Source organism: Phenylobacterium sp. (genome assembly GCF_025934275.1).
Classification (GTDB): Bacteria; Pseudomonadota; Alphaproteobacteria; order Caulobacterales; family Caulobacteraceae; genus Phenylobacterium.
In genome coordinates, this window is the sequence record NZ_JAICYI010000006.1 from 1 (window position 1) to 26,710 (window position 26,710).

At 71.0% G+C, this 26,710-nt stretch carries 25 protein-coding genes; 17 read left to right on the forward strand and 8 right to left on the reverse strand.

What is annotated here, in order from left to right; translation table 11 throughout:
- The 7 genes from Q0W60_RS02735 to hisG all read left to right on the forward strand — a co-directional run.
- Positions 1–445: thioredoxin family protein (locus Q0W60_RS02735; RefSeq protein WP_297692318.1), on the forward strand; the 445-nt coding region annotated here is incomplete at its 5' end.
- Positions 445–1,062 (forward strand): redoxin domain-containing protein, encoded by a 618-nt coding sequence (locus tag Q0W60_RS02740; protein ID WP_297692320.1) that lies wholly within the window; start codon positions 445–447, stop codon positions 1,060–1,062. The genes Q0W60_RS02735 and Q0W60_RS02740, both read left to right, overlap by 1 nt.
- A 33-nt stretch (positions 1,063–1,095) precedes the next feature.
- Positions 1,096–2,712 (forward strand): glucose-6-phosphate isomerase, encoded by a 1,617-nt coding sequence (pgi, locus tag Q0W60_RS02745; protein WP_297692459.1) that lies wholly within the window; start codon positions 1,096–1,098, stop codon positions 2,710–2,712.
- 53 nt (positions 2,713–2,765) lie between these two features.
- Positions 2,766–3,515, forward strand: coding sequence for a methyltransferase (locus Q0W60_RS02750; protein ID WP_297692322.1), 750 nt, complete (start codon positions 2,766–2,768; stop codon positions 3,513–3,515).
- A 370-nt stretch (positions 3,516–3,885) separates the two neighbouring features.
- The gene (hisS, locus tag Q0W60_RS02755; protein WP_297692324.1) at positions 3,886–5,367 is read left to right on the forward strand and encodes a histidine--tRNA ligase; all 1,482 of its coding nucleotides are present in this window, start codon (positions 3,886–3,888) and stop codon (positions 5,365–5,367) included.
- Entirely contained in the window at positions 5,364–6,500 is a 1,137-nt protein-coding gene (locus tag Q0W60_RS02760; protein WP_297692326.1) for an ATP phosphoribosyltransferase regulatory subunit, read from the forward strand. Before hisS ends, Q0W60_RS02760 begins: the two co-directional genes overlap by 4 nt.
- Positions 6,497–7,450: an ATP phosphoribosyltransferase gene (gene hisG / locus Q0W60_RS02765; protein ID WP_297692328.1), complete on the forward strand. Its 954-nt coding sequence runs from the start codon at positions 6,497–6,499 to the stop codon at positions 7,448–7,450. The genes Q0W60_RS02760 and hisG overlap by 4 nt, the downstream gene beginning before the upstream one ends.
- 296 nt (positions 7,451–7,746) lie before the next feature.
- Here the strand turns inward: hisG and Q0W60_RS02770 are convergent, their stop codons facing one another.
- Positions 7,747–8,223: a copper chaperone PCu(A)C gene (locus Q0W60_RS02770; protein ID WP_297692330.1), complete on the reverse strand. Its 477-nt coding sequence runs from the start codon at positions 8,221–8,223 to the stop codon at positions 7,747–7,749.
- A 598-nt stretch (positions 8,224–8,821) separates the two neighbouring features.
- Between Q0W60_RS02770 and Q0W60_RS02775 the strand changes: the two genes are divergently transcribed.
- From Q0W60_RS02775 to Q0W60_RS02790, 4 genes are all read left to right on the forward strand, one after another.
- On the forward strand, positions 8,822–10,030 hold the full coding sequence (locus Q0W60_RS02775; RefSeq protein WP_297692332.1) for an OmpA family protein: 1,209 nt from the start codon (positions 8,822–8,824) through the stop codon (positions 10,028–10,030).
- Between the two features lie 173 nt (positions 10,031–10,203).
- Positions 10,204–11,991 (forward strand): SLC13 family permease, encoded by a 1,788-nt coding sequence (locus Q0W60_RS02780; RefSeq protein ID WP_297692334.1) that lies wholly within the window; start codon positions 10,204–10,206, stop codon positions 11,989–11,991.
- A gap of 253 nt (positions 11,992–12,244) precedes the next feature.
- Positions 12,245–14,104: a ribonucleoside-diphosphate reductase subunit alpha gene (locus Q0W60_RS02785; protein WP_297692336.1), complete on the forward strand. Its 1,860-nt coding sequence runs from the start codon at positions 12,245–12,247 to the stop codon at positions 14,102–14,104.
- 162 nt (positions 14,105–14,266) lie between these two features.
- Positions 14,267–14,953 (forward strand): lipid A-modifier LpxR family protein, encoded by a 687-nt coding sequence (locus Q0W60_RS02790; RefSeq protein ID WP_297692338.1) that lies wholly within the window; start codon positions 14,267–14,269, stop codon positions 14,951–14,953.
- Here the strand turns inward: Q0W60_RS02790 and Q0W60_RS02795 are convergent.
- Positions 14,950–15,603, reverse strand: a complete 654-nt coding sequence (locus tag Q0W60_RS02795) for a glutathione S-transferase family protein (protein WP_297692341.1) — start codon at positions 15,601–15,603, stop codon at positions 14,950–14,952. The genes Q0W60_RS02790 and Q0W60_RS02795 overlap by 4 nt on opposite strands.
- Before the next feature lie 316 nt (positions 15,604–15,919).
- On the opposite strand from Q0W60_RS02795, the gene Q0W60_RS02800 reads away from it, so the two are divergent.
- Positions 15,920–16,960 (forward strand): ribonucleotide-diphosphate reductase subunit beta, encoded by a 1,041-nt coding sequence (locus tag Q0W60_RS02800; RefSeq protein WP_297692343.1) that lies wholly within the window; start codon positions 15,920–15,922, stop codon positions 16,958–16,960.
- Positions 16,961–17,073: 113 nt separating this feature from the next.
- On the opposite strand, the gene Q0W60_RS02805 is transcribed toward Q0W60_RS02800, so the two are convergent.
- Complete coding sequence (locus Q0W60_RS02805; RefSeq protein WP_297692345.1) at positions 17,074–17,211, reverse strand: hypothetical protein; 138 nt, start codon at positions 17,209–17,211, stop codon at positions 17,074–17,076.
- Between the two features lie 380 nt (positions 17,212–17,591).
- Positions 17,592–19,337 carry a TIR domain-containing protein gene (locus Q0W60_RS02810; protein ID WP_297692347.1) on the reverse strand — a complete coding sequence of 582 codons (1,746 nt, stop codon included), beginning with the start codon at positions 19,335–19,337 and terminating at the stop codon, positions 17,592–17,594.
- A gap of 111 nt (positions 19,338–19,448) precedes the next feature.
- Here Q0W60_RS02810 and Q0W60_RS02815 point away from each other — a divergent pair, with 111 nt between their 5' ends.
- On the forward strand, positions 19,449–20,276 hold the full coding sequence (locus tag Q0W60_RS02815; protein ID WP_297692349.1) for a thioesterase family protein: 828 nt from the start codon (positions 19,449–19,451) through the stop codon (positions 20,274–20,276).
- A 7-nt stretch (positions 20,277–20,283) separates the two neighbouring features.
- On the opposite strand, the gene Q0W60_RS02820 is transcribed toward Q0W60_RS02815, so the two are convergent.
- Together Q0W60_RS02820 and Q0W60_RS02825 are read right to left on the reverse strand one after the other, a co-directional pair.
- Positions 20,284–20,652, reverse strand: coding sequence for a YccF domain-containing protein (locus tag Q0W60_RS02820; RefSeq protein WP_297692351.1), 369 nt, complete (start codon positions 20,650–20,652; stop codon positions 20,284–20,286).
- Between the two features lie 57 nt (positions 20,653–20,709).
- Positions 20,710–21,396 (reverse strand): glycine zipper 2TM domain-containing protein, encoded by a 687-nt coding sequence (locus Q0W60_RS02825; RefSeq protein WP_297692353.1) that lies wholly within the window; start codon positions 21,394–21,396, stop codon positions 20,710–20,712.
- Positions 21,397–21,629: 233 nt separating this feature from the next.
- Here Q0W60_RS02825 and Q0W60_RS02830 point away from each other — a divergent pair, with 233 nt between their 5' ends.
- Both Q0W60_RS02830 and Q0W60_RS02835 read left to right on the forward strand, forming a co-directional pair.
- Positions 21,630–23,369: an ATP-binding protein gene (locus tag Q0W60_RS02830; protein WP_297692355.1), complete on the forward strand. Its 1,740-nt coding sequence runs from the start codon at positions 21,630–21,632 to the stop codon at positions 23,367–23,369.
- A 40-nt stretch (positions 23,370–23,409) separates the two neighbouring features.
- The gene (locus Q0W60_RS02835) at positions 23,410–23,613 is read left to right on the forward strand and encodes a hypothetical protein (RefSeq protein WP_297692357.1); all 204 of its coding nucleotides are present in this window, start codon (positions 23,410–23,412) and stop codon (positions 23,611–23,613) included.
- On the opposite strand, the gene Q0W60_RS02840 is transcribed toward Q0W60_RS02835, so the two are convergent.
- Both Q0W60_RS02840 and Q0W60_RS02845 read right to left on the reverse strand, forming a co-directional pair.
- Positions 23,610–24,053 (reverse strand): response regulator, encoded by a 444-nt coding sequence (locus tag Q0W60_RS02840; RefSeq protein WP_297692359.1) that lies wholly within the window; start codon positions 24,051–24,053, stop codon positions 23,610–23,612. The two genes, Q0W60_RS02835 and Q0W60_RS02840, sit on opposite strands and share 4 nt — an antisense overlap.
- A gap of 131 nt (positions 24,054–24,184) precedes the next feature.
- Positions 24,185–25,423, reverse strand: coding sequence for a dicarboxylate/amino acid:cation symporter (locus tag Q0W60_RS02845; protein WP_297692361.1), 1,239 nt, complete (start codon positions 25,421–25,423; stop codon positions 24,185–24,187).
- A gap of 157 nt (positions 25,424–25,580) precedes the next feature.
- Here Q0W60_RS02845 and Q0W60_RS02850 point away from each other — a divergent pair, with 157 nt between their 5' ends.
- Both Q0W60_RS02850 and Q0W60_RS02855 read left to right on the forward strand, forming a co-directional pair.
- Positions 25,581–25,910, forward strand: a complete 330-nt coding sequence (locus tag Q0W60_RS02850) for a UrcA family protein (RefSeq protein WP_297692363.1) — start codon at positions 25,581–25,583, stop codon at positions 25,908–25,910.
- 111 nt (positions 25,911–26,021) lie between these two features.
- Entirely contained in the window at positions 26,022–26,708 is a 687-nt protein-coding gene (locus Q0W60_RS02855) for a Crp/Fnr family transcriptional regulator (protein ID WP_297692365.1), read from the forward strand.
- The last annotated feature ends 2 nt before the right edge of the window (positions 26,709–26,710 follow it).

Consider the following 26,710-nt stretch of genomic DNA (forward strand, 5'->3'; position numbering starts at 1 on the left):
CGGTGTGCTCGGCGCAGCCGCCCTGGCCGCCGCGGTGTGGCCCGCCTACGCCGCGACGCCGCTGGCGGCTGGCCCGGCGCGGGCCGAAGCCGTGGCCGAGGCCTACTCCCCGTCGCGCCTGGCGGCGCTCCGCTCGGACGGCAAGCCGGTGTTCGTCAACTACACCGCCGCCTGGTGCGTGAGCTGTCAGGTCAACGACCGCGTCGTGCTCTCCACCCGCCCGGTGATCGAGGCCATGAAGCGCGACGGCTTCACCTACCTGAAGGCCGACTGGACGCGCCGCGACCCGGCCATCGCCGCCGAGCTCGCCCGCTACGGCCGGGCCGGCGTGCCGCTCTACCTGGTCTACGGCGCGGGCGGCGCCCAGCCGGTGATCCTGCCCGCCATCCTCACCGAAGGCGCGGTCATCCACGCCCTCGACGCCGGCGCCGCGAAGGCGGGCTGATGGGACCCGCGCGCCGGACAGCCCTGGTCGCGCTCGCCGCGCTCGGCTTCGCCGCGCCGGCGCTGGCGGCGCCGCAGATCGATGCGCCCGCGCCCGACTTCCAGGCTGCCGACGCGCGCGGCCGCGTCCGCGCGCTCGCCGGCTATCGGGGCAAGATCGTGGTCCTGGAGTGGACCAGCGACGCCTGCCCCTACAGCCACAAGCACTACGATTCCGGCAACATGCAGCGGCTGCAGGCCAAGGCCCGCCGGCAGGGCGTCGTCTGGTTCACCGTCATGACCGCGCCCCGCGCCAGCGCCGAGTACATGACCCCGCCCGAGGTGCGCGCCTGGAAGAAGAAGGTGCACAGCCACGCCACCGCCGTGCTGATCGATTCCGACGGCCGCCTCGCCCGCGCCTACGAGGCCAAGACCACGCCGCACATGTTCATCATCGATCCGACCGGGCGGCTGGTCTACATGGGCGGCATCGACGACCGTCCGTTCACCGACCCCAAGAGCCTGAAGGGCGCGGACAACTACGTGGCCGACGCGCTCGCCGACCTCAAGGCGCACCGCCCGATCGCCCATCCGGTGACCCGCCCCTACGGCTGCAGCGTTAAGTACCCGCCCCTGTGATGATGGGAAGCCTCCACCCGGATGGACCTGCGCGTGCCTGAGACGGACGCCGCCTGGAGCCGACTGCAGGCCGCCGCGGGCCGGGCCTCCGAGCGGCGCATCGCCGACCTGTTCCGCACCGAGCCCGACCGTCTGGCGCGGCTCAGCGTGAGCGCCGCCGGCCTCGACCTCGATCTGTCCAAACAGCCCTGGTCCCTCGGCGACCTCGACGTCGCGATCGATCTCGCCCGGGCCTCGGGCCTGGAGGCCGCCCGGACGGCGCTGTTCGCCGGAGAGGTCGTCAACCGCTCGGAGGGGCGTCCCGCCCTGCACATGGCGCTGCGCGCGCCGCCCGGCGCCGGTTTCCGCGCCGCCGGCGCGCCGGTCTCGCCCGAGATCGAGGCGACGCGAGCCAGGATCGCCGCCTTCGCCGAAGCGGTCCGCTCCGGGGACCGCCGCGGCGCCGCCGGAAAGCCGTTCCGCGCCGTCGTTCACATCGGCATCGGCGGCTCGGATCTCGGCCCGCGGCTCGTCTGGGAGGCGCTGAAGCCGCTCAGCCCCGCGATCGAGCTGCGCTTCGCCGCCAATGTCGATCCGGCCGAGCTCGCGCAGGCGCTGACCGGGCTCGACCCTGCCGAGACCCTGGTCGTGGTGGTCTCCAAGACCTTCACAACGCTGGAGACGCTGACCAACGCCGAGACCGCCCGCGCCTGGCTCCGCGACGCGCTCGGGGCCCGCGCCGACAGCCAGCTCGTCGCCGTCTCCGCCGCTCCCGAGAAGGCCCGCGCCTTCGGCGTCCCTGAGGATCAGGTCTTCGCCTTCTGGGACTGGGTCGGCGGTCGCTATTCGGTCTGGTCGGCTGTCGGCCTCTCGTGCGCTGTCGCCCTGGGCTTCGAGGTGTTCGAGGCCCTGCTGGCGGGCGGTGCGGCGATGGACGCGCACTTTTTTCAGGCGCCTCTGGAGGCGAACGCGCCGGTCCTGTTGGCGCTGGCCCATGTGTTCAACGGCGACGGGCTCGGCCGCCGGGTCCGCGCGGTCGTTCCCTACGCCCAGCGGCTGCGGCTGTTCCCTGCCTTCCTGCAGCAGCTGGAGATGGAGTCCAACGGCAAGCGGGTGGACGCGCAGGGCCGCCCGGTGGCCCATCCCACCGCGACGGCCGTGTTCGGTGACGCCGGCACCAACGGCCAGCACGCCTTCTTCCAGTACCTGCACCAGGGCACCGACATCGTGCCGGTCGACATCCTCGCCGTCCGCGAGCCGACCGACGGCGATCCCGCCGGCCAGCGCAAGCTGCTCGCCAATGCCGTCGCCCAGGCCGAGGCCCTGATGATCGGCCGCTCGCAGGACGAGGTCGGCGCCGAACTGGCCGCCGCCGGCAGGCCGCCGGCCGAGATCGCCGAGCTCGCGCCGCAGCGCGCCTTCCCCGGAGACCGGCCCTCGAGCTTCATCCTGCTCGACCGCCTCAGCCCCGAGCCGCTAGGCGCGCTCATCGCGCTCTACGAGCACAAGGTGTTCGTGGAAGGAGTGCTCTGGGGCATCAACGCCTTCGACCAGTGGGGCGTCGAGCTCGGCAAGACCCTGGCCGCCCGTGTGCTCTCGGATCTCGAAGGCGGGCCGCCGGGCGCCCACGACCCCTCCACCGCCGCGCTCATCGCCCGACTGAAGCGTTGAGTGGCCATGCTTTGCCGGTCTGCTAAGCTGGAGCTCGGGGAAGGAGCTCCGTCATGAAGCGCACATCCGGCGTCGTCTTCGCAGGCCTGCTGCTGGCCGCCTCGGCAGGCTTCGCGGGCTCGGTCCAGGCCCAGGCGCCGAGGGCGCGCCCCGACCCGGTCACCGACCAGAACGCGCCGGGTGATGCGCTGAGCGACCCGTCGCTGAAGGGTCCGCAGGTGGTGGCCTTCGTTGGGGTGAAGGCCGGGGACCGGATCGCCGAAATCGTCGCCGGCCGCTTCGTGCGCATCTTCGCGAAGACCGTCGGCCCGAAGGGCAAGGTCTACGCCGTGATCCCCACCGAGGTGATCAAGGCCCACCCGCAGGTGGAGGGCCTCCTGAAGTCCACCGCCGCCCAGACGCCGAACGTAACGGTGCTGACCCCGCCGATCGACCGCATGGACCTGCCGAAGGGCCTGGACGCGGTGTTCATCCGCCAGAACTATCACGACCTGCACGACAAGTTCATGGGCCCGGCCGACGTGGCGGGCTTCAACAAGGCCGTCTATGCGGCGCTGAAACCCGGCGGCGTGTTCGTGGTGCTGGACCACGCCGCGCCCGGCACGGGGCTATCGGCCACCGAGACCCTGCACCGCATCGATCCGGCCGCGGTGAAGTCCGAGGTCGAGGCCGCCGGCTTCAAGTTCGACGGGTCGAGCGACATCCTCGCCAACCCCGCCGATGACCACACCAAGATGGTCTTCAACCCGGCGATCCGCGGCAAGACCGACCAGTTCCTGTACCGTTTCCGCAAGCCCCGCTGAGCCTCGCCTCCCGCTGTTGCGCGGGCTCTGAGTTCCTCCCCCGGCCCGCAGCCGGGGTTCGACGCCGCCCCGTCGCCCGAGCCGCGACCGTCCGGCTGAGCGCGGATTCGCTTTCTTCACCATCCTCGGCTATATGCGCCGCCCCATGAACGCCGCCGCGCACCATCACCGGCCTCACCATCCGACCCACGCGGGATCGGGCTGGGATCGCTTGCCCTAAGCGCCGCCGCCTGAGCCCCGCCGATGCGGACGGGGCTCGCTCACAGCTTCGTCCGTCGCGACCCCCTCCAGCAGGATCCGACGCATGGACCGTTCTCCTTTCCAGAACCCTCGCTTGAGCCCGCCGCCGGCAACCGCTAAGCGGCCCGGCATGCCCGATCCGCCCAAGCCGTCCGCCGCCCGGCCCGAGGCCCGCAATCCGCGCGGCTTCGCCGATCGCCGCGCCCGCGACCTCGCCGCCGAGCGCGCGATCCTGGCCGCCGTTTCGGCGGTGTACGAGCGCTACGGTTTCGAGCTCCTCGAGACGCCCGCCTTCGAATTCACCGATGCGCTCGGCAAGTTCCTGCCCGACGCCGACCGGCCGAACGAGGGCGTCTTCGCCCTGCAGGACGATGACGAGCAGTGGCTGGCGCTGCGCTATGACCTGACCGCCCCGCTCGCGCGCTTCGCGGCCCAGAACTGGGAAACGCTCGCCAAGCCGTTCCGCCGCTACGCCTTCGGCCTCGTCTGGCGCAACGAGAAGCCCGGTCCCGGCCGCTACCGCGAGTTCGTGCAGTGCGACGCCGACACCGTGGGCTCCGCGCGGCCCGAGGCGGACGCCGAGATCATCGCCATGGCCGCCGAGGGCCTTGCCGCCACGGGCATCCCTGAGGGCGCGGCGGTCCTGAAGATCAACAGCCGCAAGCTGCTCAACGGCCTGATGGCTTCGGCCGGCGTCGCCGAGGAGGGCCAGAAGCTGGCGGTGCTGCGGGCCGTCGACAAGCTCGACCGGCTGGGCGAGGACGGCGTGCGTTTGCTGCTGGGCGAGGGCCGCCTCGACGAATCCGGCGCCTTCACCAAGGGCGCGGGCCTCGACGGCGCCGCCGCCGAGCGGGTGCTCGCCTTCACGCGGGCGGGCGCCGGCCGCGACGAGACCCTGAATCGGCTCTCCAACGTGATCGGCGGTTCGACGGCGGGCGATGAGGGCCTGGCCGAGCTGGCCGGCATCGAGGCGGCGCTCACCAGCCTCGGCGTTGGACCCGACCGCGCCGTCTTCGACCCTTCGGTCGTGCGCGGCCTGGAGTACTACACCGGCGCGGTCTTCGAGGCCGAGCTGCTGCTGGAGACCAAGGACGAGCGGGGCCAGGCCGTGCGCTTCGGCTCGGTGGGCGGCGGCGGCCGCTACGACGACCTTGTCGCCCGCTTCACCGGCGAGCGGACGCCCGCGACGGGATTCTCCTTCGGCGTCTCCCGCCTGGCCGCGGCGCTCAGAGCGGCCGGCCGCGATCGGGGCGCGGAGGTGCGCGGGCCGGTGGTGGTGGTCGCCTTCGACCAGGGCCGCATGGCCGACTACTTCGCGGTCGCCTCCGAGCTTCGCGCCGCCGGCATTCCCGCCGAGGTCTATCTCGGCCAGTCAGGCATGAAGGCGCAGATGAAGTACGCCGACCGCCGGTTCTCGCCCGCCGCGGTGATCATCGGCGAGGACGAGTTCGCCGCGGGGACCGCGACCGTGAAAGACCTCGACCTCGGCCGCGCGCTTTCGGCCGGCGTCGCCGACAACGCCGCCTGGCGCGCCGAGCGGCCCGGTCAGGTCACCGTGCCGCGCGCCGAGCTGGCGGCCGCGATCCGCAAGATCCTGGATCCGCGCCGGTGAGGGTCGAGCCCGCCGTTTCCGGCGAAGCCAGGGCCGCCATCCGCGAGGCGCTGCTCACCGGCGGCGCAGAGCCGGCTGACGCCCCCCTTCTGCAGCCGCTCGGCCTGCTGCTCGACCTCGCCGGCGAGGCCATGCGCGCACGCCTCTTCGTGGTCCAGGCCGAAGGGGGCGCCGAGATGTGCCTGAGGCCCGATTTCACCGTCGCGGTGGCGCGACAGCATATCGAGCGCGGCGCGCTCTCCGGCCGCTACTACTACGAGGGGGCGGCGTTCCGCGCAGCCCCGGGCTCCGACCGCCCGGAGGAGTTCCTGCAGATGGGCGTCGAGGTCTTCGCCCCCGCCGAAGGCTCGCCGGCCCGCGCCGACGCCGAGATCGCGCAGATCGCCTGGCAGGCCGCCCGCGCGGGCGGCCGTGGCGACCTCACGCTCTGGCTCGGCGACGTCGGCCTGTTCGGCCCGTTCATCGATTCGCTCGGCATGTCGGGCGCGCTCGCCGGGCGGCTGAAACGCGTGGCCGGTCGTCCGCGCCTGCTCGCCGCCGAGCTCGCCCGGGCCGGCCGGGAGTCGGCTGCGCCCGGCGCGGAGGGCGCGCTCGCGGCTCGCCTCGCGGGGCTTCCGCAGGCCGAGGCCGCCGCGCTGCTGGAGGAGGTCTGGAGCTTGGCCGGCATCGAGCCGGTCGGCGGACGCGGTCCAGGCGAGATCGCCGCGCTCCTGGTCCGCAAGGCGGACGCCGCGCGGGCGGCGGCGCTCAAGGCCGACCAGGCCGGCGCCATCTCGGCGTTCATGGCCATCTCCGACGCGCCGGAGCCGGCGCTGGCCAAGGTCCGCGCGCTCGCCGGCCGCAAGGCGGGAATGCTCGACGCGGCGCTGGAGACCTGGCGCGCGCGGCTCGAACGCCTCGCCCAAGTCGCGCCGGCCGACCACATGCGGTTCGCCCCGGCCCTCGGCCACGCATTCGACTATTACGATGGCCTGACGTTCGAGGTGCGCAGCGCCGCGCTCGGCGAGGACCGCCCCATCGCGGTCGGCGGCCGCTACGACAGCCTGCTCGCCCGGTTGGGCGCCCGCGCCGACGCCGGCGCGGTGGGCTGCGTCGTGCGGCCCTGGCGCGCGTATGTGGAGGGCGAGGCGTGAGCCGGCCGCTGATCATCGCCTTGCCGTCCAAGGGGCGGCTGAAGGAGCAGGTGGAGGCGTGGCTCTCCGATTGCGGCCTGGAGCTGCAGACGGTCGGCGGCGCGCGCGGCTATCTCGCGAGCCTTTCCGGCCTGGCCGGCGCGCAGGTGCGCTTGGTCTCGGCGGGCGAGATCGCCGAGGCGCTGGACGCCGGCGAGGTTCACATCGGCGTCACCGGCGAGGATCTGCTGCGCGAGCGGGGCGAGGACCTCGACAGCCGCGTCCTGCTGCTGCGGGGGCTAGGCTTCGGCCGCGCCGACCTGGTGGTCGCCGCGCCGCGGAGCTGGCTCGACGTGGAGACCATGGCCGATCTCGAGGAGGTGGCGCACGATCATCTGGCGCGGACCGGCCGGCGCATGCGGGTGGCCACCAAGTACCCCGCCCAGACGCGCGCATTCTTCGCCCGCCATGGGGTCGCCGACTACCGAATCGTGGAGTCTGGCGGCGCCACCGAAGGCGCGCCCGCCGCAGGCGCGGCCGAGCTTGTCGTCGATATCACCACCACAGGCTCGACGCTCGCCGCGAACGGCCTGAAGACGCTCGCCGACGGGCTCATCCTGAAGAGCCAGGCGCAGCTCGCCGCCAGCCTGCGCGCGCCCTGGCGCGCCGAGAGCCTCGCGGCCGCCGAGCAGCTCCTGCGCACGGTCGAGGCTCGGGCGGCGGCGCGCACGCGCGCCACGCTCATCTGGCCGCAGTCCGGCGGCGCAGCGGAAAAACGGATCGTGGCGAAGCTCGCGGCGGCCGGCGCCGCGCCCCGCCCGAACGGCCTGCTGGTCGACTCCGCCCGGGTGTCCGAGGCGGCCCGGGCGCTGACCGAGGCGGGCCTGGGGCCGGTGACCGCCGCGCGGCCGGACTTTGTCTTCGAGGTCGGCTGCCCGCCCTTCGAGGCGCTGAAGGCCCGCGTCTGCTGACCCCGGCGAGAACATGACGGCGTAAAGATTTGCCGCCTCGCGAAATTCTGATCTGGCCTTGCCGGGAACTTGCCGGGCGTGCGTTGACTCGGGCAGAAAATTGCCGTTCCTTCCGTGTCGCGAGAGACATGAAGGCGCCAAGTCCTGAGGTCTCCGGCGTTTCGGGGAGGAAACGCCCGCTCATCAGAGCGACTGCTCAAGAAGCGGCCCGCTGCGATTATCCCCCGCAGCGGGCCAAATTTTTGCCATCGCCAAACCTGCGACCCATCGGTTGGCGCGACCTGCGCCATGGCGGCTCAGCGGGTTTTCGCGTCAGGCGGCGGGGTGATCCTCACGACCAGATTCGTGCGGATACGCGCTCCGCTGGCCAACCTCAGGACCGCCGGGATCTGGTCCCCCGGCCGCTCGGCGTGCTTGAGGCCGATCAGCATGAGGTGCGCGCCGCCGGGCCCGAGCGTCAGCGCGCCGCCGGCCGGGATCTCCAGTCGGCGTACCGGCGCCATGGACATCACCCCGCCGGTCATCCCCGTGCGATGGATCTCCACCCGCGTGGCCGCAGGCGTCTCCGCCGCCACCAGGGCGTCGGCGGCGCGGCCGTGGTTGACCAGCGTCAGGAAGCCGGCGCCGGTGCCGCCGGCCGCGGCCGGCCTGCTCCACGCGTCACGGACCTCCATGCGGGCATGCGCCCCCTGCGCCGCCGCGGCTTGGCCGGCGAGGCCCAGGATCGCCGCGAGGCTCCAGGCGAGGCGAGGACGAGGATTCGGGAACATCATGGCGGCTCTGTAGGCCTTCGCGCGGCTCTGACAAGCGCGCCTGCCCTCCCTGGGGCGAAGCGGCGCCGGAATGATGGCGCGGCGCGGCCTTAGGGCGAATCAGCCGGGCGCCGGAACCAAGCGCGGCCATGGACGTTGAAGGCCCATCGCTGCAGGGGCGGCGCGGGATCGAAGTGGGGCGTATGGGCCTGTTGCGTTACAGCGCGAACGGCAGCATCAGCGTGAGGGTCAATCCCGCTGCGCCGCTCTCGCGCTGCGGCGTCGCAAGAGCTTCCAAAATATTAACAATGACTTCGCAAATGGTCTGTCAGGATGGCCCTGGTTCGCGCCGAGGTGAAGGCCGAGAAATCGACCGACGGCTCGGCGGTTTCGGCGGACGCCAGGAGCATCGAGACCTGAGATTGGAGGGCTCCGCCATCCGCCGCCGCGTTGATTGCAGGCGTGGAGGTCGTATAGCGTCCTGGCTTGGGTCGAGCGGCTTTGGGAGATTGCGGTCTGAGTGTGGCTTCAGCGACACTTACGCAACCGACGGGCCTTGATATAAACCGTGCTGGGTCAAATGGCCGCAGCAGTGAAGGGCAACGAGAGGGCTTTGAGAATGAAATTCAAACTCCTGGCGGGAGCCGCCTTGATCGCGGTCTTCACCGCCTCCAGCGCTGCCGCGCAGGTTGGCTGGTACGGCGCCGCGGATCTCGGCTACCACTGGCCGGACGCGTGGAAGGGCACGTCGAGCAACAACGCTGCGAACGGCATCCCCTTCACCTGGAACTTCGACCAGAAGAACGACTGGGCCGGCTTCGCCCGCGTTGGCTATCAGGTCAGCGACCACTGGCGGGTCGAGCTCGAGGTCGGCTACCGGCCCGGCGAGGTCGAATCGGTCCGCGGCGGCTCGAACCAGGCGGTTCTTGGCCTCTGCACCCCCGCCGTCACCCGTACGGCTGCGGCGCCGAGATGCGGATCGCCCAATGGCGACATGCAGTCCTGGACCGTCATGGGCAACGTCCTCTTTGACATCCTGCCCAGCTCGAGCCTGGATCCGTTCATCGGCGCCGGCGTCGGCGTGAACCACCTCTCGATGCACGTCGACGGCCAATTCTCCAACGTCACCGGCGTCATCACCGGCACGCCGAGCGGCGGGGCCAATCCCGCGCTTCAGAACCTGCATATCGGCGATGACGACACCGCCTTCGCCTGGCAGTTGATCGGCGGCGTCGCCTGGCGGGCGACCGATCGCCTGAACGTGGACCTGACCTATCGCTATCTGGACGGTTCGGACCTCACCTTCGCTTCGACGGGCACGGCGGCGCTGCAGCCCGGCAAGTTCCAAGGCAAGTACAAGGATAACTCGGTGACGCTGGGGCTGCGCTACTCGTTTGCTGCGCCGCCGCCTCCGCCTCCGCCGCCTCCGCCGCCTCCTCCGCCTCCGCCGCCGCCTCCGCCTCCGCCGCCGCCGCCTCCGCCGCCGGCCTTCGAGGCGAAGCAGTTCATCGTCTACTTCCCCTTCGACCAGTACATCCTGACGCCGGAAGCGCAGCAGGTGGTGCAGGAAGCGGCCAACTACGCCAACCAGGGTCACGCGACCAAGGTGGTGGTGGTCGGCCACACCGACACCTCCGGCTCGGACGCCTACAACGTGCGTCTGTCGGAGCGCCGCGCGAAGGCGGTGGCCGATGCGCTGGTGGGCCTCGGCGTCAACCAGTCCGCCCTGGCGGTCGACTGGAAGGGCGAGAAGGACCTCGCAGTCCAGACGCCCGATGGCGTGAAGGAGCCGCTGAACCGCCGCTCGACGATCGACATCAACTTCTGATCGCGATCGTTCGGACGGAAGCTAACGGGAGCCCGGCCGTACGGCCGGGCTCCTTTCCTATGGGGCTCTGACCGGAGCGAACGGCCCTCCGGCGGCGTCAGCCCAGGCAGCCATTAGTCGCGCTTTGCGTTCCCTGCCTCGGTCCGCCGCGATCCGGCGCCCGGGGAGAGCGCATGACCTATCACCAGGCCCTGGCCTTCGGCTTGGTCGTCGTCACTATCGCGTGCTTCATCTGGGGGCGCTTCCGCTACGACCTCGTTTCGCTGTTCGCCCTCCTCGCCTCCGTGGCGCTGGGCCTCGTGAAGCCCGCCAACGCCTTCGCAGGTTTTTCCAACGACGTTGTGGTGATCATCGCCTGCGCCCTTGTGGTCAGCGCCGGCTTCGGCAAGTCCGGCCTGATCGAAGCCCTGCTGCGCCCGATCACGCCCCGCCTGAAGAGCGCCCGCAGCCAGGCGCCGGTGTTCGTCACGGCCGTGACCCTTCTCTCCATGGCCACCAAGAACGTGGGCGCGCTCGCCATCATGATGCCGATCGCCACCCAGACCGCGCGGCGGACCGGCACGCCGGTGTCGCGCCTCTTGATGCCGATGTCGTTCGGGTCGCTGCTGGGCGGCCTCGTGACCCTGGTCGGAACGTCGCCGAACATCATCGTCTCGCAGGTGCGCCAGGAACTCTACGGCAAGCCGTTCGGCATGTACGACTTCGCCCCGGTGGGCCTGGGTCTCGCCGCCATGGGCGTGGTCTTCCTGGTCTTCGCCTACCGCCTGCTGCCGCACGCCCGCACGGGCGCCAAGACGATGGACGCCGTGCTCGAGGCCAAGCCCTACGTGACCGAGGTGGCCGTACCCGAGGACTGGGCGCCGGAGAAACGCCGCATCGCGGACCTGCAGCATCTGGCCGAGGGGCGGGTCTCGGTGATGGCCCTGCTGCGCGGCGGCAGCCGCCGGAGCGAGCCGCACGCCAACACCCGCCTGCAGGCCGGCGACGTCCTGCTGCTCGAGGGCGAGCAACAGGCGCTGGACGCCATCATCTCCCGCGCCAAGCTCAAGCTCACGCGCTCGGATCGCCCCGTGCTCATGGAGCAGCCCACCGACGAAGTGCGCGTCGTCGAAGGCGTCATCGAGCTGGACTCCATCCTGGCGGGCCAGTCCGCCGCCAAGCTCGATCTGCATGGGCAGTATGGCGTGAACCTGCTGGCGGTGAGCCGCAGCGGCTATCGGCTGAGGCTGAACCAGACGCTCCGCAGCGTTCGCTTGCGGGTCGGCGATATCGTCATCCTGCAGGGCGGCGAGCGCAACCTCCCGGGCGCGCTGGAGGATCTCGGCGTGCTGCCGTTGGCCGAGCGCAACGTCAGGCTCGGCGGCTTCCGCCGCGCGCTCGCGCCGGCCGCCATTCTCGCGGCCGCCATGCTCTCGATCGCCTTCCACCTGGCGCCGGTGGCGATCGCCTTCTTCGCCGCCGCCGTCGCCATGCTGGCGTTCGGCGGCCTGCGCGTGCGCGAGGCCTACGCCGCTCTCGACGGCCCGGTGCTGGTGCTGATCGCCGCCCTGATTCCGGTGGGCGAGGCGATCCATGCGACCGGCGGGGCCGACCTCGCGGCGGGCTGGCTTTCGCAGATCCTCGGTCCGACGCCGCCGCTCGTCGGTCTGGGCGCGCTCATGCTCCTGGCGATGATCAGCGCGCCGTTCATGCACAATGCCCCCACCGTCCTGGTCTTCGCGCCGATCGCCGCCGGTTTCGCCGAGCGGCAGGGCCTGCATCCGGATCCGTTCCTGATGGCGGTGGCGGTGGGCGCGGCCTGCGACTTCCTCACGCCCATCGGCCACCAGTGCAACACCCTGGTCATGGCGCCTGGCGGCTACCGGTTTTCGGACTACCCACGGTTGGGCGCGCCCCTGAGCGTCCTCGTGCTGGTTGCCGGCACTCTGCTGATCGCCGCGGTCTGGCCGCTCAGGGGGTGACGGCGCCGTTCACAGTCGCGTGAGCGCGGATATTCCGCGGCGGTCCAAAGCCTGGGCCTGCCGAGGCGCCGGCGCACGCGTTAACCTCTTGTTTACGAAAAAAGCTGGGGGCGGACGGCCCGCCTCATTGACGACTCCTTAGGCACTGTGTCCCCATATGTGGGTTGTCTGGGCTCCCGGGCCCACAACATATTGTTGGGCGAGCAGATCGGGGCCGGGGGAGCCACCGCCTGCATAGTAGGGTTTGGGGACGATGAGCGAAGCGGCGAAGGTTGGGGTTGCCGAAACGGCGGACCGGGGCCAGAGGCGGCCCGAGCGGCCGCAGCTGCAGCTGGTCAGGAAGGTCGAGGTCGACCGTACGCGCGATGCGCTGCTGACCGATTTCGGCAAGACGACGCTGGAGGACCGCTATCTGCTGCCGGGCGAGTCCTACCAGGACATGTTCGCCCGCGTCGCCACGGCCTTCGCCGACGACGCCGAGCACGCCCAGCGCATCTACGACTACATCTCGAACCTGTGGTTCATGCCGGCCACGCCGGTGCTGTCAAACGGCGGCGCCGGGCGGGGGCTGCCGATCTCCTGCTTCCTGAACGCCGTGCCGGACAACCTGGAAGGCATCGTCGGGGTCTGGAACGAGAACGTGGCCCTGGCCTCCAACGGCGGCGGCATCGGCACCTATTGGGGCGGCGTCCGCTCGATCGGCGAGAAGGTGAAGGCCGCGGGCCAGACCAGCGGCATCATCCCTTTCATCCGGGTGATGGACTCGCTCACCCTTGCGATCAGCCAGGGGTCCCTGCGGCGCGGCTCCGCCGCCGTCTATCTCGACGTCCACCATCCCGAGATCGAGGAGTTCCTGGAGATCCGCAAACCCTCGGGCGACTTCAACCGCAAGTCGCTCAACCTGCACCATGGAATCTCGGTCACCGACGAGTTCATGGAGGCGGTGCGCGAGGGCGCCCCGTTCGGGCTGCGCTCGCCGAAGACCGGCGAGGTGATCCGCGAGGTGGACGCCCGCAGCCTATGGCAGAAGATTCTCGAGATCCGCCTGCAGACCGGCGAGCCCTACCTGATCTTCGCCGACACCGTGAACCGGGCGATGCCGCAGCACCAGCGCGAGCTCGGACTGTCGGTGCGGCAGTCCAACCTCTGCTCGGAGATCATGCTGCACACCGGCAAGGATCACCTCGGCGAGGAACGGACCGCGGTGTGCTGCCTGTCCTCGGTGAACGCCGAGAAGTTCCTCGAGTGGCGCGACCATCCGAGCTTCATCGAGGACGTCATGCGCTTCCTCGACAACGTGCTTGAAGACTTCATCCAGCGCGCCCCGCCGGAGATGAAGAACGCCGTCTACGCCGCGCAGCGGGAGCGATCCGTCGGCCTCGGCCTGATGGGTTTCCATTCCTTCCTGCAGAGCCAGAACGTGCCCTTCGAGAGCGCGCTCGCGAAGAGCTGGAACATGCGGCTGTTCAAGACCTTGCGGCGCCAGTGCGATGCGGCGTCCCGCACGCTGGCGGCCGAGCGCGGCCCCTGTCCGGACGCCGCCGACCGCGGGGTGATGGAGCGCTTTTCCCACAAGCTCGCGATTGCGCCCACCGCCTCGATCTCGATCATCTGCGGCGGGACGAGCGCAGGCATCGAGCCGATCCCGGCCAACATCTACACGCACAAGACCCTCTCAGGGTCATTCGCGGTGAAGAACCCGTATCTCGAGCGGTTGCTTCAGGAAAAGACCCAGGACACGCCGGCGGTCTGGGACTCCATCCTGCAGAACGAGGGATCCGTTCAGCACCTCGACTTTCTGAGCCAGGACGAGAAGAACGTCTACAAGACCGCCTTCGAAATCGATCAGCGGTGGGTCGTGGAGCTCGCGGCCGATCGCACGCCGGATGTCTGCCAGTCCCAGTCGGTCAATCTGTTCCTTCCGGGTGACATCCAAAAATGGGACCTGCACATGCTTCACTGGACGGCGTGGGAGCGGGGGTGCAAGTCGCTCTATTATCTGCGCTCCAAGTCGGTGCAGCGGGCGGCGCACGCGGGGGGCGAGGCGGCCGCGGCGCTGCACAACCCAAGCGGCGAGAAGACCGACTACGAGGAGTGCCTCGCCTGCCAATAGGGGCTGGCCCAGGTCTTGCAAGGTCCAGTTTGAGACAGGTCAACGCGCCCGGCGCCGCAGCTTGGCAATGATGCGGAACTAGTTCGCCGGTTGCGCCTTAGCTTCCTGGAACCTTTGCAGCGCGGCCGCCGCGGTGCAGGAGCCGGGCTGGGAGACGTACGGATGCGGCGAGCGCCTATTCTCGCCATCGTCTTGAGTTGCGCCGCAGGCTCGGCGCTGGCGGCGCCGCAAGGTTCGCCGCTCGTCCCAACCGCCCAGGCGCTGGCCGAAGCCGCCTTCGCCCCGGGCGCCGCGCCCGCCGACAACGATCCCATCGGCCGCCTGCTGGACCACAATTCCGCCTGGGCGATCGGCAGCCCCGCCGCCGACACCATGCGCGTCTCGATCGGCAGGTTCTCGTTCGGCGCCGCCGGCGTGGCCGTCGACGTCGAGCCGCACGCCGGCCTGGGCTTCGACTCCTACGGAGAGAGCTCGGCCGAGGCCGGCGCCACCGTCCAGCTGTCCCGCGCGGACCTGGCGGGCGAGCGGCTGAAGGCCATGGGCGTGCGCGACGGGGCCGAATTCGGCGGCCAGGGCCGCTGGTACATCTTCGCCGCGGCCAGCGGCCGGGCCGTCGGCCTCAACATGCTGCACGGCGAGCAGGGCTGGAACCGCGCCGGCTGGTCCACCGACCCGACCTCGCGGCTGGTCGGCGACACCCAGGTGGGCGTCGGCTGGCGCAAGGGCGCGCTGCAGTCCTCGGTCGGCTTCGTGCACCGCGAGGTGAAGGGCGAGCACCTGCTGCGGGGGATCGACCCGCACGCCGATTCGCTGGTCGCCTTCTCGCTCTCGGTCAAGCCGCGGCCCTAGCCTTCCCAGCCCTCCTCGAACGGCATCCGCTCGGCCCACAGGGCGGCGAGCCGCGGCTCGGCGTCGACGCGCCTCACCACCTCGGCCATCTTCGGCGCGACCTCATAGAAGCGCCTGCGACCGATGATCCAGCGCGAGATCACGGTCACGTAGATATCCAGCACGCTCATCCGCGCGCCCGCGATCCACGGAGAGGGCTCGACCTGCGCGTCCATCATGCGCCAGCAGTCGGCGACGCGCTCGCGGGTCCGCGCCTTGATCACCGCCTCGGCCGCCGGCCCGGCGGCCAGCCGGCTCGGCACGTCGCGCACCCAGCACATCGAATAGATCTGCGCCGGCACATAGATCATCCAGCGCAGGAACTGCGCGCGCTCGGGCGCATCGGCGGGCGGCGCGAGCCGGGCTTGCGGGTGCGCCTCCGCCAGGTAGAGCAGGATCGCGGCGCTCTCGGTGATCACCTCGCCCGAGGCAAGCACCAGCGCCGGCAGCTGCCGCTGCGGGTTCAGCCGCCCCGCCTCGGCGTCGGTCTGGACGTCATACCAGTTGGCAAGGTCGCGCAGCTCGTAGGGCGCCCCGATCAGCGTGAGCGCCGCCTCGACCGGGACCGAGCCCGAGCCCTTGGCGCCCCAGACGACGTATTCGGAAGCCATCGACGTCCCTCCTGCGTGGCGCTCGCACGGCTCGCTTCCTCCTCGATGGAGGAAGGGCCAGGGATGGTGGCGGCGGCAGGGCGGCCACGGCAAGTCCCAAGCGACGCAGGCGCCACGTGCGTCCGCTGCGACGCCTCCGTGTCCGCACCACCACCCTCCTGCATTGAGGATGAGGGACGTCATTCGGCCCCATCCCCAGACAATTCACAACATCTTGGGCCGGAGCGGCAATTTCGCGCTAGATGTTGTCAGTTTCGGTGTTAGCGTGATGGCGCGCTCCGCGTCAGTCCGTCCGTTCACCCGAGGCCAAAGTTCCGTGACCCAGTCCAAATCCCTGCCCGGCCTGCTCACTCCTTCCTACGCCTACAAGCCGTTCCGCTACCCGTGGGCCTACGAGTTCTGGAAGAAGCAGCAGCAGGTGCACTGGATCCCCGAGGAGATCCCGCTGGGCGAAGACTGCAAGGACTGGGCGGCAAAGCTGAACGACCGCGAGCGCAACCTGCTCACCCAGATCTTCCGCTTCTTCACCCAGTCGGACGTCGAGGTGAACGACAACTACATGGAGCGCTACGGCCGGGTCTTCAAACCGACCGAGGTGAAGATGATGCTCGCGGCGTTCTCCAACATGGAGACCATCCACATCGCCGCCTATGCGCTGCTGCTGGAGACCATCGGCATGCCGGAGGCGGAGTTCACCGCCTTCCTCGACTACCAGGCGATGCGCGACAAGCACGACTACATGCAGCAGTTCGGCGTGCAGACCGAGGCCGACATCGCCCGCACGCTCGCCATGTTCGGCGGCTTCACCGAGGGGCTGCAGCTGTTCGCCAGCTTCGCCATGCTGATGAACTTCCCGCGCCACAACAAGATGAAGGGCATGGGCCAGATCATCTCCTGGAGCGTGCGCGACGAGAGCCTGCACTGCGAGGGGATGATCAAGCTCTACCACGCCTTCCAGGCCGAGACCGGCGCGGTGACGAAGTCGGTCGCCGCCGACATCGTCGACTGCTGCAGGACGGTGGTGGGCCTGGAGGACAAGTTCATCGACCTCGCCTTCGAGGCGGGCGAGGTGACCGGCATGACGCCGGCCGACATCAAGGCCTACATCCGCTTCATCGCCGACTGGCGGCTGCGCCAGCTGAACCTGCCGGAGGTGTTCGGGAGCGTGAAGGAGAACCCGCTGCCCTGGCTGCAGTCGATGCTCTCGGGCGTCGAGCACGCCAACTTCTTCGAGGCCCGCGCGACGGAGTACTCCAAGGCCGCCACCAAGGGCGCCTGGCACGGCGAGACCGGGGTGTGGGCCGAGTTCGACCGGCTTCAGGCGAGGCGGGCGGAGAACGTGCTGCCGGCGGGGTGAGGGCATCACCCCAAACCGTTCTTCCTCGATGGAGGAAGGGCCGGGATGGTGGCGTGCGCAGGCGATGAAGCACGGGCCGAACCGCTCGGGGCTGATGGCGCGTCTCCTTCGGCTTAGCGGTGCGCGAAGTAGATGGCGCCGGCCAGCAGCAGCGTGAATGCGGCGATGGCGATATAGAGTTGCGGCGGCGCGGGGCCGGCGGGAGCGGAGCCGCGCAGCGTGCGATCGATGGCCGGCGACCAGAAATCCATAATGGACTTGTGCGGGTCCGCGTCTCGGACGAGGCGCCAAAGCATGCGCTGGGCGCGCTCCGCCGGCGTAGAAATCGAACGGCCGCCCCCGATTGGCGGGCCGCTCGTCTCGCCGTAAGGGCACCGGACGTGGAGGAGGCCATCCTGCACGTACCACTCGCCGTCGCAGCGGCGCCCCCGATAGGTGATGGAAACCGCGTGGATCTCAGCCAATTCGCCCCAACGCCCCGATGGGCGCTTCCCAGCCCCTGATCTCACGGAGGATGCGAGCCTGCCGGGACGGGCGAGTCAAGCGGAGGGGTGACGGCTCGGCTCCTCGCGAACAGCACCGCGAGCGCGGCCGGCCGGAGCTGGGGCCTTCGCCTTCGGGAGGACCCCGATCACACTGAAACGGGTTCGAGGCCGAGGCGCCGGGAGACCGTATCGAGCAGGGCGGCGAACCTCGGGTCGGCGCGCAGGGGGTCCAAATCGGTATCCATGCGGATGTTCTGCAGGCCCTCCAGCCCGACGTTCGTCGAGGCCTTGGCCAGCAGCTCGAAGGCGAGATCGGCTTCGCCGGCCTGGGCCATGCCGCAGCCGACGTTGTAGACCGCATTGAGGTTGTCCGGATCGACCAGCAGCACGAGCTCGGCCCAGTCGCGGGCGCGCTCGAGCTCGCCCAGGCGAACGAGCGCCGCCACGCCGAATGACAGGGCGGTGCCGTTGTCCGCCTCGGCGGCCAGGCCCCGTTCGACGCGTGCCAGGCACTCCCGGGACCAGCTCAAGGTTCCCGGCTCGTCGCCGAGCGCCTCGTGGACCTGGATCAGCATGCCGGCCGACCAGATGTCCTCGGTGTCCGCGGTCGCGGCCGCCTCGAGGTAGCGCCGCGCGTCCTCCTGCCGTCCGCCCCCTAACGCCCAGCGGGCGGCGCCGGCGTTCACCTCGTAGGACTCCGGATCGAGCTCGAGCGCCCGCCGATGCTGCTCCCAGCCCGCCTCGCGCAGGCCCTGCGCGGTCAGGATCCGACCCTTGGCCGAATACGCCTCGGCGAGGTGCGGTTCGAGCGCCAGCGCCCGCTCGGCCGCCTCGAGCCCGTACTGGCCCGAATTGTCCGACGAGAAGCGCAGGTCGGCCTGGCAGATCGACAGCAGCGCCCAGGCGCGGGCGTAGTTCGGATCGAGCGAAACCGCCTTTTCGCAAAGCCGCACGATCACGTCGCGGTGGCGGGTCCAGCCGCCCCGCCAATACCGGCGAGCCATCAGGTAGAAGCGGTAGGCGTCCGGGTCGCTGGTGCCGCGCTGGGCGAGGCCCTGGCTCTCGGACGAGGCGAGCCGCACCTTGAGCGCTGCGACGATCGAGCGGGAGATGTCGTCCTGCACGGCGAAGATGTCGTCGAGGTCGCGGTCGTAGCGCTCGGCCCAGAGATGCTTGTCGCTGGCCGCCTCGATCAGCTGGGCGGTGATCCGCACGCGGTTGCCCGCCTTGCGGACGCTGCCTTCCAGGACGTGGCTGACGCCGAGCTGGCGCGCCACCTCGGGGATGGCGACGCGCCGGCCCTTGAAGGTGAAGGCGGTGTTCCGCGAGGCGACGTCGATGGAGGAAATGCGGCTGAGGTCGGTGATGATGTCCTCGCTGATCCCGTCGCTGAAGTACTCCTGCTCGAGATCGCCGCTGATGTTCTCGAACGGCAGGACGCAGATCGCCGGCCGCGAGGCCGAGCGCGACGCGGCCGACGCGGGCGCCGCCGCGCCGCGCTCCGGCTCCAGCAGGTTGCGCACCGCGCGAGCGAGCTGCTGGAACGCCGGATGCTGAGCTTCGCCGCCCCAGCCGTCGAGATCGGTGGTGTGGATCGCCCGCGCGTCGATCGGCAGGTGCGCGGTCCCGAACCTGACCGGCACCAGCCGCCCGCGATCGGCGGCGTCGCGCGCCTCGCCGCGCACCCAGCGCGAGGCGACCGAGGCCTCTGTCCAGACCACCACCACGCACCCTGCGAGGTCGAGCTCCTTGGCGATGAGCTCATCGAACTCCTCGCCCGGCGCGATCTGCGGATCCCACCAGACGCTCCAGCCCTCGTGCTCGAGCGCCGCGACCAGCGGGGCGACCTGCGCCCGATCGCGCCGCGCATAGGAGACGAAGACGTCAGCCATGGCGCCACGCTTCACGGCCGAGGCGCACTGGTCAAGCGCCGATGCTACCGCGGCTTCAACTCCGCCGAGCCCCCTTCCTTCCCCCCGCCCCGATTGGCTACAGAGCGGGGCATGGCCACGACCAAAACCGTTTCGATTCCCCTTGAACGGGTGGCGCCGGGCCGCTGGAGCACCGTCGCGGGGCCCGAGTGGGGCAATCCGGGGGGAGGGCTCTGGGGCGGCTACGCGATCGGGCTCTGCATCCGCGTGGTGGAGGCCGAGCCGCAAGCCGTCGGCGAGCCGCTGTCGCTGACGCTGACCTACGCCGCGGCGCTGCCCGCCGGACCGCTCGACATCCGCACGCGGCGGCTGCGGCAGGGCGGCTCGGTGGGCGTCTGGGAGGTGGAGATCCTGCCGGCCGGCTCGGACCAGGTGGGCGTGCACGGCATGGTCACCATGGCCAAGCGGCCGCGGACGCCCGACTTCGCCTTCGCCCAGATGCCGGCCGCGCCGGAGCCGGAGAGCCTGCCCGCCCCCGAGCTGCCGCAGCAGGCTTCGCGGCACTTCGGCGCCTCGGCCTTCGAGCGGCGGATGGGTGACGCCTTCCCGCCGACGCCCTCGGGGGATTCGCGCACGCTGGCCTGGGCGCGCTCCCGGCGGGGGCCGCTCGACAAGGCGCTGCTGGGCATGATGACCGATCACTCGGCGCCGCGGGCGATGTATGCGCTGGGCCGCAACGTGATGACCACGACGCTGTCGCTGACCGCCTACCTGCATGCCACCGCCGAGGAGATCGCGGCGGTGGGCGACGACTTCATCCTGGTGGAGTGCGAGGGCCGGGTGGGCGGCGGCGGCGCCTCGGACGAGCGGTCGAGCTACTGGCGGCGCGACGGCAAGCTCTTGGCCACCAGCGAGCAGCTGGTCTGGTATCGCGAGGTGCGCCGCAACGCGCCGGAGTAGCGGAGGCTCAGACCTCCACCACCGCCTTGCCCACCGGCATGAGCGCCAGGCCCGCGAGCTTCACGTGCTGCCAGGCGAACGGGATGCCGATGATGGTGATGGCCAGGCCGAAGGCCAGCACCAGGTGGTGCAGGGCGAGCCACCAGCCGGCGAGCAGCAGCCACAGGACGTTGAGCAGGCAGCTCGCCGGGCCTTCGTCGCGGTCGATGACGATCCGGCCGAACGGCCAGTAGCTGAAGCCCGCCATGCGGAAGGCGGCGGGCGTCCAGGGCAGGCCGACGACGGTGATCGCCAGGAGGACGCCGGCCAGGATCCAGGCCGTGCCGGAGATCCAGCCGCCGAGGATGAACCACAGGATATTGAGCAACAGCCGCATGGCGCGCCCTCCCGGACCCGGTCTAGCACAAGGCCGGGGAGGGCGCGCGCCGGCGGCTCAGCGGTAGCGGGCGGCGCGATCGACGTCGCGGTCGAGGTCGCGCAGCCGCTCGCGCAGGCGGTGGCGGGCGTCCGGCGGAAGGCGGTCGCCGCGCGCCTCGAATATGCGGGCCTCGTCGGCGCGGATGTCGCGCAGGCGGCCCATCAGGTCGCGGGCCTCGCCGCGGTCGATACGGCCGTCGCGCACGCCGTGGCGGATCTCCTCGCGGATGCGGTCCTCATAGGCGCGCAGGTCCGGATAACCCGGCCGGTCGCCCCAGGCTCGGTCGTCATCCCAGTCGCCACGCGGCGGCGGGGCGCGGTACTCGACCGGGCGGTAGTCGGCCGGGCGGCCCTCGACCCATTCGCCGCGGCGGTCGTAGTAGCCCCAGGCGAGGTTGGGATCGACGGCGTTGGCGTGCCAGCCGCCGCGGTCGTCGTACCAGCCGTAGGCGTGACGGCAGTCGGCCGGACCCTTGGCGACCTGGTTGCCGATCACCGCGCCGGCGACGCCGCCCACGACGGCGCCGGCGGCGCGGTCGTGGTGGCCGGCGACCGACGAGCCGATCAGGGCGCCGGCGACCGCGCCGATGGCGGTTCCGGCCGCCCGGTTATGGGCACGCTGCTCGCAGGTCTCCTGCGCCGCGGCGGCGGAGGGGATGACGATCGCGAGCGCGAAGCCCGCCAGCAGGATGTTGCGACGCATGTATGCTTCCTTCTAAGCGACGGCCCCGAGCCGCCTATGGCCGGGGAACCTGCGCCGAACAAGCTGAACTGCGCGGGACGCGCCCGTTCAGCCGCGGTTCACCCGCCGGGTTCGCCGCGGGGCCGCCCGTCGGCGCAGCGGCGGGAGGCAATAACGCCGATGACTCAACTGCTACGGGCAACCCCGAGTTAACCTCTGTGGTGTGGACTCAGGCTCTTGCTGCGAGGTCGGTGATGAGCACCAGGACGGGCCGCGACTTTCCAACCAGCGACGCCGACGAAGGCCAGGATCTGCTCGCGGCGCCGAAGCTATGGCTGCGCGGGGCGCTGGCGGGCCTGGTTGCGATCGCCGCCTGGCCGGTGGTCCCGACGAGCTGGGTCGCCGGCTGGATCGCCGCGTGGGTGGCGATCAGCCTGGGGGAGCAGGCGTTCGCCAGCCGCCGCGGCTTCGTGGCGCCGACCGCCGTGGGCCTTGCGCTAACCTTCACGCTGGCGGTGCTGGGAGCCGGGGCGGCGGCGCTGCTGATTGTGCGCGGCGACGGCGGGGCGCGGCTGTTCGCCGTGGCGCTGATCGGCTTCTCCACCGTCAACATCCTGCTGCGCTACTATTCGGCGCCGAAGATGCTGCTGGCGGCCTTGTCCCCGCATGTGGCGGTGCTGGGGCTGGTCGCCTACGGGATGACGGCGCGGAGCCTGCAGCAGGGCGAGATCCTGCGGGCGCTGACGCCGCCGGGGACGCTCGCGCTCTACGTGATGCTGCTCTGGCCGGCGCGCAACAAGCTGATGGCCGCCTGGCGCAGGCTCGCCGAAGCCAAGGCCGCCGCCGAGCAGGCGAGCCGCGCCAAGGACCAGTTCCTGGCGACCATGAGCCACGAGATCCGCACGCCGCTGAACGGCATCCTCGGCATGGCCCAGGCGATGCTGGGCGAATCCCTGCCGGCCAAGCAGATGGGGCGCCTCAGGATCATCCGCGGCTGCGGCGAGACCCTGCTGGCGATCCTCAACGATGTGCTCGACCTGGCGAAGATCGAGGCGGGCCAGCTGAAGATCGAGCGCGAGCCGTTCGACATGGAGCACGTCACCCGCGGCGCGGCGGCGCCGTTCGCCCAGATGGCGGACAAGAAGGGCGTGGCGCTCAGCTTCTCCATCGAGGAGCCCGCCAAGGGCTCGTTCCTGGGCGACCGGGTGCGGATCCGCCAGGTGCTCTACAACCTGGTCTCCAACGCGGTGAAGTTCACCGACCGCGGCAGCGTGGCGGTCGGCGTCACCTATGGGCCCGAGGGCCTGCGGCTGGAGGTGGCCGACAGCGGCGCGGGGATGTCGCCGGAGACCCGCGCGCGAATCTTCGAGCGCTTCGTGCAGGGTGACGGCTCGACGACCCGCCGGGTGGGCGGGACCGGGCTGGGGCTGGCCATCTGCCGCCAGCTGGTCGAGCTGATGGGCGGCGTGATCGCGGTCGACAGCGCCGAGGGCCGCGGCTCGATCTTCACGGTGACCCTGCCGATGGAGCGGCTCTCGGGGCCGCAGGCGCCGGCTGCGCTCGAGGAGCCGCAGGCGCCCCCGGCGGGTGCTGCGCTGCGCATCTTGGCGGCGGAGGACAACGAGGTGAACCGGCAGGTGATCGCAACCCTGCTCGATCAGGCGGGCCTGTCGCTGACGCTCGCCATCGACGGCGCCGAGGCCGTCTCGGCCTGGCGCGGAGGCCAGTGGGACCTGATCCTGATGGACATCCAGATGCCGGTGATGGACGGCGTCAGCGCTGCGCGGCTGATCCGCTCAGAGGAGGCGAGCGCCGGGCGCGCGCGCACGCCGATCCTGGCTGTCACCGCCAACGCGCTGCCGGAGCAGCGGGCCGAGTATCTGGCCGCCGGCATGGATGGCGTGGTCGCCAAGCCGCTGCAGATCGCGAGCCTGTTCCAGGCCATGGAGCGGGCGCTGGAGGGCGACACGGGACCGGCGGTCGCGGCCGCCTGATCTCCGCGCCAGTCGGAACCGAACCTTCGAATGAGGGTTCTTGGCGTCCATGACGCCGGAGGACCTGCGAGACGAGGCGAGCGTCGCCGAGGCCGCGGCCGGCAAGCTTGCGCCCGGCCCCGACCGGGACTGGCTGCTGGCCAAGGCGGAGGCGCTGCGCCACGAGGCCGATCGCCTGGAGCGGCGGCTGACCACGCGCGCGCGGCTTCTGCGGCCGGACGAGCGCGATCATCCTGACCGCTAGCCGGCCTTGCTGAAGCCCGCGGCGGCGAAGGCGCGCCCGGGGTAGGGGGCGACGGCCCCCTCGATCAGCCGCCGCAGCGGCTCGACCAGCAGGGGCTTGGAGATCACCGCGGCGAAGCCCAGGACGCGGTACTCCTCGCAGGCGCGGCTCATCACGTCGGCGGTGATGGCGATGACCGGGATCGCCGCGGTCTCCGGCGCGCCGGCGCGCAGCCGCGCCAGAAACCCCGGCCCGTCCAGCTCCGGCATGTGGATGTCGGAGATGATCAGGTCGAACCGCTCGTCGGCCAGCCGCGCTAGGCCTTCAGCCGCGGAGCTGGCGCCCTCGGCCGCGTGGCCGAGCTCGGCCAGCAGGTGGTGCATCACCAGGCGGCTCACCGCATCGTCGTCGACGTGCAGGATCCGCAAGGCCTGCGCCGAGCGGGCGGAACGGACGTCCATGGCGGGGGTCCCCCTGGCGTTCACGCCCGCATCTGAGCGCGGCGTGGTGAAGGCGGCGCCAAGATTCACCATGAACGAAAAGATTTCGGGCCGGCGGGCTACCCATATTGGGGCGCCGGCGCGGCGGAGCGTCAGGCGGGAGCCGGCTCCACGATCTGGTTCTCCCACTTGGCGACGACGGCCGAGGCGACCGAATTGCCGACCACATTGGTCGCCGAGCGGCCCATGTCGAGCAGGTGGTCGACCGCGAGGATCAGGATCAGGCCCGCCTCCGGCATGCGGAAATAGGCCAGCGTGGCGGCGATCACCACCAGCGAGGCCCGCGGCACGCCGGCCATGCCCTTGGAGGTCACCATCAACAGCAGCAGCATGGTCACCTGCTGGGCGATCGACATGTGGATGCCGTAGACCTGGGCGATGAACAGGGTCGCGAAGGTGCAGTACATCATCGAGCCGTCGAGATTGAACGAATAGCCGAGCGGCAGGACGAAGCTCGCCACCTTGCGCGAGATGCCCCAGCGCTGCAGCTCTTCGAGCGTCCGGGGATAGGCGGCCTCCGAGGAGGCCGTGGAGAAGGCGAGCAGCGCCGGGCTGCGGATCGCGCCGATCAGCTTCAGCGCGCGCCGCCCGGCGACCGCCACGGCCACCGCGACGAGCAGGGTCCAGAGGATCGCCAGGGAGAGATAGAAGCCGCCCACGAACTTCGCGTAGGTGACCAGGATCGAGAGCCCCTGGGTCGCGACGGTCGAGGCAAGCGCGGCGAAGATCGCCAGCGGCGCGGTGCGCATCACGTAGCCGGTCACCTTCAGCATGATCGCCGCGACCTGCTCGACCAGCGCCAGCACCGCGGGGGCGCGGTCGTCGACGCTCGCCACCGCCGTGCCGACGAAGATCGAGAAGACCACGATCTGCAGGATCTCGTTGTTGGCCATGGCGTCGATGATGGACGAGGGCACCAGGTGGGTGATGAAGGCCCTGAGCGTGAACTTCGACATGTCCACCGCCGCGGCGGCCTTGCCGGCGTCCGGCGCCGTGAGCGACAGCCCAGCGCCGGGGTGCAGCAGGTGGACCATGATCAGGCCGATGGTCAGCGAGACGATGGAGGCTCCGATGAACCAGCCCATCGTCTTGGCGCCCGTGCGGCCGATGGCGGCGGCGTCCTCCATGTGGGCGATGCCGGCGACCAGGGTCGAGAACACCAGCGGCGCGATGATCATCTTGATCAGCCGCAGGAAGACGTCGGTGATGATCGACAGGTTGTCGGCGGCGGCCTTGGCCTGATCGGGGCTGGCGTACTGGTTGAGCGCCCACCCGACCGCCACGCCCAGCACCATGGCGGCGACGATCAGGCTGGTGAACAGGCGGTTCATCGGCTGCGCGCCCCCGTGGCTTGGGCGCGCTTTGTGGCGGCGAAGCGCCGCCTTGTCCATCCCGCCCCGGCCTGTGACGCCGGTCACAGCGACGGTCCGGGGGCCGGCCTAAGAAGCTGATGTCGCGAACGGCGACACCACTCCAAGGGGCTTTCCAATGATCCGCTACAGCTTCACCGCCGCCCTCGCCGCACTCTCCCTGGCGTCCGGCGCCGCTTTCGCCCAGACCGCCGACCAGATGGTCGTCAAGGTCGGCGACCTGAACCTCGCGACGTCGCTGGGCGCCGCCATCGCTCACAGGCGCATCGACAACGCCGCCAGCAAGTTCTGCGGCGGAGACCTGAGCCGTGACCTCGGCCAGCGGCTCGAGCAGCAGAAGTGCGTCGCCCACATGAGCGGGCAGGCGGACAGCCAACTCAAGGTGCTCGTCGCTTCGGCCCGCAACCCGCAGAACGGCGCCATCGTCGCGAGCCGCTTCGGCCGCTGATCACCGCGCTCTCCCCGAGGGAGGCTCGCCGCGCATCGCCTGTGATAAGCTCACAGCCCGTGCGTCGGCGGGCTCTCTTGCTCCGCCGCGGGCCACGGACGGGGACGCGGCATGGCCAACGAGACCCTGCAGCGGGTCGCAGCAGCGCTCAAGGAGGGCGATGTGCTTCGCGTGCTCTCGATGGAGGCGTGCCTGTCGCTCGCCCGCTCCGGGGGACCCCTGGACCTCGCCTCGGGCGCCCTGCTGTGCCAGGCCGGCGACCCGGGCGACGCCGTGTTCCTGATCCTCGAGGGCGAGATCGAGATCCGCACCAGCCTGGCCGGCGGCCGTGACGTCCGCTTCGTCTCCTTCGGCCGCGGTGCGCTGATCGGCGAGATGGCCGTCCTCGACGGCGGCCCGCGCTCGACGGACATGGCCGCGACCCGCAAGAGCCGGCTGTGGCGCATCCCGCGCCGCGCGCTGATCGAGACCCTGGAGTCCGAGCCGAAGGCGGCGGTCGCCCTGCTCGCCGAGCTCAGCGGCCGGCTGCGGCGCACCAACGCGGCGCTGGAAGCCATGGCCGGGCTGGACCTCGCAGGGCGGCTGGCTCGCTCGCTGCTCGCCGAGCAGAGCGGCCGCGGCCTCGTCGGCCTCACCCAGTCGGAGCTGGCGCGTCGCGTCGGCGCCTCGCGCGAGAAGGTCAACCGCAAGCTCAACGAGTGGGCGGAGCAGGGCTGGGTCGAGCTGTCGGCGGCCGGCGTGCGCCTGACGGCGCCGGACCGGCTGCAGGGACTGGTCAGCGGAAGCCTGTCTGGTTAGGC

What these genes read in the sequence shown, in the direction of transcription:
- Q0W60_RS02740 (WP_297692320.1), top strand. Translation starts at nt 445, where the DNA reads ATGGGACCCGCGCGCCGGACAGCCCTGGTCGCGCTCGCCGCGCTCGGC.
- Q0W60_RS02750 (WP_297692322.1), top strand. Translation starts at nt 2,766, where the DNA reads ATGAAGCGCACATCCGGCGTCGTCTTCGCAGGCCTGCTGCTGGCCGCC.
- hisS (WP_297692324.1), top strand. Translation starts at nt 3,886, where the DNA reads ATGCCCGATCCGCCCAAGCCGTCCGCCGCCCGGCCCGAGGCCCGCAAT.
- Q0W60_RS02770 (WP_297692330.1), bottom strand. Translation starts at nt 8,223, where the DNA reads ATGATGTTCCCGAATCCTCGTCCTCGCCTCGCCTGGAGCCTCGCGGCG.
- Q0W60_RS02775 (WP_297692332.1), top strand. Translation starts at nt 8,822, where the DNA reads ATGAAATTCAAACTCCTGGCGGGAGCCGCCTTGATCGCGGTCTTCACC.
- Q0W60_RS02780 (WP_297692334.1), top strand. Translation starts at nt 10,204, where the DNA reads ATGACCTATCACCAGGCCCTGGCCTTCGGCTTGGTCGTCGTCACTATC.
- Q0W60_RS02785 (WP_297692336.1), top strand. Translation starts at nt 12,245, where the DNA reads ATGAGCGAAGCGGCGAAGGTTGGGGTTGCCGAAACGGCGGACCGGGGC.
- Q0W60_RS02790 (WP_297692338.1), top strand. Translation starts at nt 14,267, where the DNA reads ATGCGGCGAGCGCCTATTCTCGCCATCGTCTTGAGTTGCGCCGCAGGC.
- Q0W60_RS02795 (WP_297692341.1), bottom strand. Translation starts at nt 15,603, where the DNA reads ATGGCTTCCGAATACGTCGTCTGGGGCGCCAAGGGCTCGGGCTCGGTC.
- Q0W60_RS02805 (WP_297692345.1), bottom strand. Translation starts at nt 17,211, where the DNA reads ATGGATTTCTGGTCGCCGGCCATCGATCGCACGCTGCGCGGCTCCGCT.
- Q0W60_RS02810 (WP_297692347.1), bottom strand. Translation starts at nt 19,337, where the DNA reads ATGGCTGACGTCTTCGTCTCCTATGCGCGGCGCGATCGGGCGCAGGTC.
- Q0W60_RS02815 (WP_297692349.1), top strand. Translation starts at nt 19,449, where the DNA reads ATGGCCACGACCAAAACCGTTTCGATTCCCCTTGAACGGGTGGCGCCG.
- Q0W60_RS02820 (WP_297692351.1), bottom strand. Translation starts at nt 20,652, where the DNA reads ATGCGGCTGTTGCTCAATATCCTGTGGTTCATCCTCGGCGGCTGGATC.
- Q0W60_RS02825 (WP_297692353.1), bottom strand. Translation starts at nt 21,396, where the DNA reads ATGCGTCGCAACATCCTGCTGGCGGGCTTCGCGCTCGCGATCGTCATC.
- Q0W60_RS02830 (WP_297692355.1), top strand. Translation starts at nt 21,630, where the DNA reads ATGAGCACCAGGACGGGCCGCGACTTTCCAACCAGCGACGCCGACGAA.
- Q0W60_RS02840 (WP_297692359.1), bottom strand. Translation starts at nt 24,053, where the DNA reads ATGGACGTCCGTTCCGCCCGCTCGGCGCAGGCCTTGCGGATCCTGCAC.
- Q0W60_RS02845 (WP_297692361.1), bottom strand. Translation starts at nt 25,423, where the DNA reads ATGAACCGCCTGTTCACCAGCCTGATCGTCGCCGCCATGGTGCTGGGC.
- Q0W60_RS02850 (WP_297692363.1), top strand. Translation starts at nt 25,581, where the DNA reads ATGATCCGCTACAGCTTCACCGCCGCCCTCGCCGCACTCTCCCTGGCG.
- Q0W60_RS02855 (WP_297692365.1), top strand. Translation starts at nt 26,022, where the DNA reads ATGGCCAACGAGACCCTGCAGCGGGTCGCAGCAGCGCTCAAGGAGGGC.